The sequence below is a fragment of the Paenibacillus tyrphae genome (genome assembly GCF_027925525.1).
GTDB classification, from domain to species: domain Bacteria; phylum Bacillota; class Bacilli; order Paenibacillales; family NBRC-103111; genus Paenibacillus_G; species Paenibacillus_G tyrfis_B.
This window is the reverse complement of the sequence record NZ_BSDJ01000064.1, coordinates 1-4,501: the sequence shown is the minus strand read 5'-3', so window position 1 is coordinate 4,501 and position 4,501 is coordinate 1. Positions and strand designations below refer to the sequence as shown.

Genomic DNA, 4,501 nt, shown 5'->3' with positions numbered 1-4,501 from the left:
GGAGGATGAGCTGCTTGTTTTGTTTTGGCTGCCGCCTGCGGCTCAAAATTGTGAGTATTAACACACTTATGGAAAAATTACTAAAAATATCTAAAAATCTCAATCGTTCTATCCGATATACAATGAAAAGTGTAATCTGGAATGAATTTGCAGAAAAATCAAAGATTCCGCGTATCATGGAGACGGAACGGAAGGCAGGCTGAACGATGGAGCATATGGACGAGCAGTGGCTTGAGCTGATTGGCAAGCAGGAGCAGGAAGAACGGCAGGAGGCGCTAAAGGCGGCATTGTCGGCAGAGAACGTCAGCCGGGCGATTCAAGCGGGCGAGCTTGCGCTGGGCGACGAGACGATCACATTTTCCAGAACGGAAGTGGTGCCCGGGCAAGTGTTCATGTTTGTGCCGGATTCCTTCGAGCCTATGCCGGAGGATTACGCCAGGATCAAATATCCGGCCGACCGCCGGCCGAAGCTGATCTATACCGACCCGACGCTGGAGATTAACCTGACGGTCAATCCGACGGCCAACCGGATGGTGAACGACGAAATGGACACGTTCGTCAAGGATCTCAGCTTCATGATCCGGCGGATGCAGCCGAATGCCAAATGGATCGGCGAAGGCGTCCGCGAGGTCGGTGGCCGCAAGATGGGCTTTTACGAATTTTCCGTGCCGGTGCTGGACGGGGTTATGTATAACGGCATCTTTTTCATTGAGCTGGATGGAAAAGGCGTCTTTTTTGGCTTGAACTGCATGGAGAAATATACGGAGCAGTGGCGCCCGATCGCCCATGGCATCATGGACGCTCTGCAAATCAATCCGAAGCGGGAAGGAGAGGAATAAAGGGTGGCAGAACGGTCTTATGCGACTTATCAGGATCTGGAAGTGACGCCTTTTACATTCGAATCGATCCAGGAGCTGGCGATCGTCAAGCAAATCAACGAGCATGCCACGCTTCGCTTGACCGGTATCGTCCCGGAAGAGCTGAAAGCCAGCTACATGGAAATGAATCATGCCCGGACGAATATCGCCGTTACCCAAAAGACCGAGCAGGGGGGGAAAATCCACCTGTTTCAGGGCATGATTATGAGCATGCAAATCCATCAGGTGCGGGACGTTTACCAGTTGGAGCTGGAAGCCGTGTCACTGTCGTATCAGTTCGATGTGACGCGCAAGGACCGCACGTTTCAGGATGTGGGAATGGCCTATTCGCAGCTGGTGGACAAGGTCGTGCAGGACTATGACGGAGCGGACGTGATGGATGCAGCCTCGAACGGCGCAGCGATCGGCCGAGTCGTTCTGCAGTACCGGGAGACGGACTGGGAGCTGCTGAAACGGTTAGCTTCCCATTTCCACACCGGGCTAGTGCCTGCCGTCGCCTTCGATACCCCCAGGGTCCATTTCGGCGTGCCGGATCTCGGCTTCAAAGGGGAAGTGAACGCTTATCATTACCGCGTGCATAAACGGATGGAGCTGTACCAGCAGTCGGTGCAAGGGTTGATACCGGAGTTAAGCGAAAGCGATTGTATCTTTTATGAAGTGGAAACCGATCAAGTGTTCGAGATCGGCATGGAAGTGACGTTTGACCGGCAGCGGCTCGTTGTCTATGAAGTTCGGGTGAGCATGCTCGACGGACTTCTGAAATATAAGTATTTGTTGACCACGCGTCCGGGTCTGAGCGTGCGGAAGCAGTACAACATGGCGATCGTCGGGGCGTCGCTGCAGGGGAAGGTCATTGCGGTGACCAAGGACAAAATCAAAGCGCATTTAAACATCGATCCGGCGCAGGACACAGGCAAAGCGTTCTGGTTCCCTTACTCGACGATCTATGCTTCCGAGGACAATGCCGGCTGGTATTGCATGCCCGAGAACGGCGACGATGTACGCATTTATTTTCCGACGCACAAGGAAGAGGACGCGATTGCGATCAGCTCCGTGCCGAAGCCGAAGCCCGAGGTGGGAGCCGCAGGCGGCGGTGGTGCGGCGGGAGGAGGCGGCGGAAGCGATCCGATGGAAGACCCGAGCATCAAGACGATCAAGACCAAGAACGGCAAAATGATCGTGCTCGCGCCCGACCACATTCTCATAACGGGCGACGGCGTGTCGATCACGCTCAGCGATGCGGACGGCATCTCGATTGTCAGCAGCAAAAACGTAACGGTGAAAGCGACCGAGGAAGTGACGATGACCTCGAAAAAAATAACGATTTCCGCTCAGGAAAAAATCGAATTGACCTGCAAAGCCAGCTCCGTCGTGCTGGAAGACCGCGTCGACGTGAAAGGCACCCAGGTTCATAACAACTAACGAAGCGCACGCTTGCGCGAGCAGACAAACGCCGGGGAGGAGAAACGATTGCAGCAGGAACCGTTAGAACGATGGCTGTCGCAGGAGGTCGCACCGCAGCAGGAGGCATTGATCAAGCGTCTGGGCGCGGAGGTCCGGGAACAGGCCGAAGCCCGCATTCGGGAGTGGATTGAGCCGTTCCGCAAGCTTTGCCTCCGCATTCATGCGATGCAAGAGGCCGGTGACAAGCGTCCGATTGCCTATATCCACGTCTCTTATTTGCGCTCGTGGCTTGGACAAGGAAAGCTCATATGCAGTCTGGAAGCGTACGACGATACTTGGTATTTGGACCGGTCGGCTTGCATGGAGCTGCACGAGCTGCCATGGCTCTATGATCATTTGGATATATACCGGAGAAAAATAGACGAAGCGCGCAAAAGCTACGGTGCCGATATTTTGCCGCTGGAAAGCGACCGCGCATGGATGGAAGACGTGTCTATCGCCGGCCATTATGTTGTCAGCCTCATTCGGGCGGCCGCTTCGCGTATTGTGGAGCTGCCGGAGTTTCAACAAATCCAGCGGGCCGATACGTTCCGCATTCGCGCGGGCGAGTACCTCGATCTGAGCGAGGATGTCTGGGTGGAAGTGCGCGAGGAAAAGGATGTGGCGGCGATCCGCGCCTCGCTGGAGCAGCAGGATGGTACACTACAACGCTATCAGGACTGGCGCGAGCTCGATTTGAGCGGCGGCCGGTACGAAGGGGCCGATGTGGCTTACAGCCATCTGACCGGCTCCAATCTGACGGGAAGCCGCTTGAACAAAAGTGTCTGCTTGGGGGTCGATTTCAGCGCTAGTCGCATGCGGGACGTCGATCTGAGCCAAAGCGTGCTGTATGACGCCAACTTCAGCCATTGCGACCTGCAAGGGGCGAATTTTCAGGAAGCCGTCGGTGGTAAGCCGCTTATTCATGAAGGGCAGGTCATGGGCACCTTCGGCGTCAGCTTTGTCGGAGCGAATCTGCAAGGGGCGAACCTGATGTTTGCGGACTTGGAGCATGCGGATTTTCGCGGGGCTAATCTGCGGGGAGCCAAGATCATCCTGCAGGAGGCGGCCAAATTCGCGCTTAGCGAGGAACAGAAGCGGCAGGTGCGCTGGATGGAGGAAGACGAAATGGGGCGGTTGGTTGAGGTTCGGAGCTAGACCGATGCCGGGGAGGACAGAACGGGCATGTACTATTTTCGTTTGCAGCAGGACAAGCGGTTCATCGACGGCTTGAGGCTGGAGCAAGTCAGCCGGGATATGGAGATTAAAGAACGGAACATCGTGTTTGTAAAAGAGGGCGGGGACAAGCCGGTTTACCTCGACTTCATCGACCATCCGCGCCGGCTCATATCGGACCGGCTGAAAGCGCTGCTTGAAAAATACGACGACCGGCTGCGGTTTCAATCGGCTATCGTGACCGGACGCAGCACGCAGCGTCAAGACATTTACTGGTTTATGGAGCCGGGCGAGCTGGATTGTTTGTCCGGGAAGACGCAGGTGGACGCCGGCGGGACTTGCCGACGCTTGGTGCTGGAGGCCCCGAAAGTGCGGCGGGAGCGCATTTTTCGCGTAGCGGGCTTGCAGGAGGATGTGCTGATCGTCCGGCTGGACATCGCGGAAAGCTTGCTCCGACGAGCGTTTACGGGGCTTCATTTGACCCCGGTGGAGTTGGATTAGGACTAAAGCAAAGCCTTGAGGAGGGAAACCAATGCCTAGTGTCAGATCGTTCATAAAGCCTGCGGGTCCTGCTGTTGAAGCGCCGGCGGGGCAGGAAGCCAGTTATGTCGTAAGGGGAGCGATCCTAGAGTGCGAATGCGGCAGCAATCCGAATCTGCTCAATCTGCCGACGTGCCATGGCGCATATATTCAGGGGCAGCCGCTCATGAATGTCGCGGACAGCAAGCCCGTCGTCAATATTCCGGCGACCTTCGGCGTATGCGAAGCGCTGGATACGCCGTGCGAACCGCAGGTGAACATGGAGTGGATGAACGGGAAAGCCGACGTGCTTATCGACGGTAAGCCCGTGTTAACCAGCGACTCCTACATCATGTGCATGAAGCATGCGAACGGGGTCATCTATATTGCCGATGACGGGCAGAAGAAAGAATAGCTTCCGTTAAGATAGTTGGGTTTATTAAGTCTTAAGCCATCTTTTACTTGCAACAGATTTGAGGGGGATG

Annotated in this window: 6 protein-coding genes; all 6 read left to right on the top strand. The window is 55.6% G+C overall.

Annotated features, from left to right (window positions below):
• A partial coding sequence (locus QMG93_RS34790) for a hypothetical protein (RefSeq protein WP_281944482.1) occupies positions 1-203 on the top strand: 203 nt, incomplete at its 5' end.
• A gap of 3 nt (positions 204-206) precedes the next feature.
• Positions 207-839, top strand: coding sequence for a hypothetical protein (locus tag QMG93_RS34785; RefSeq protein ID WP_281944481.1), 633 nt, complete (start codon positions 207-209; stop codon positions 837-839).
• A 3-nt stretch (positions 840-842) separates the two neighbouring features.
• Positions 843-2,300, top strand: coding sequence for a hypothetical protein (locus QMG93_RS34780; RefSeq protein WP_281944480.1), 1,458 nt, complete (start codon positions 843-845; stop codon positions 2,298-2,300).
• Between the two features lie 48 nt (positions 2,301-2,348).
• The gene (locus tag QMG93_RS34775) at positions 2,349-3,479 is read left to right on the top strand and encodes a pentapeptide repeat-containing protein (protein ID WP_281944479.1); all 1,131 of its coding nucleotides are present in this window, start codon (positions 2,349-2,351) and stop codon (positions 3,477-3,479) included.
• A gap of 27 nt (positions 3,480-3,506) precedes the next feature.
• Positions 3,507-3,998 (top strand): hypothetical protein, encoded by a 492-nt coding sequence (locus QMG93_RS34770; protein WP_281944478.1) that lies wholly within the window; start codon positions 3,507-3,509, stop codon positions 3,996-3,998.
• Between the two features lie 31 nt (positions 3,999-4,029).
• Complete coding sequence (locus QMG93_RS34765) at positions 4,030-4,431, top strand: DUF4280 domain-containing protein (protein ID WP_281944477.1); 402 nt, start codon at positions 4,030-4,032, stop codon at positions 4,429-4,431.
• Positions 4,432-4,501 lie beyond the last annotated feature (70 nt).

Bases quoted from the DNA above. Each gene is read 5' to 3' on its own strand.
- QMG93_RS34785 (WP_281944481.1), top strand. From the start codon at position 207: ATGGAGCATATGGACGAGCAGTGGCTTGAGCTGATTGGCAAGCAGGAG.
- QMG93_RS34770 (WP_281944478.1), top strand. From the start codon at position 3,507: ATGTACTATTTTCGTTTGCAGCAGGACAAGCGGTTCATCGACGGCTTG.
- QMG93_RS34765 (WP_281944477.1), top strand. From the start codon at position 4,030: ATGCCTAGTGTCAGATCGTTCATAAAGCCTGCGGGTCCTGCTGTTGAA.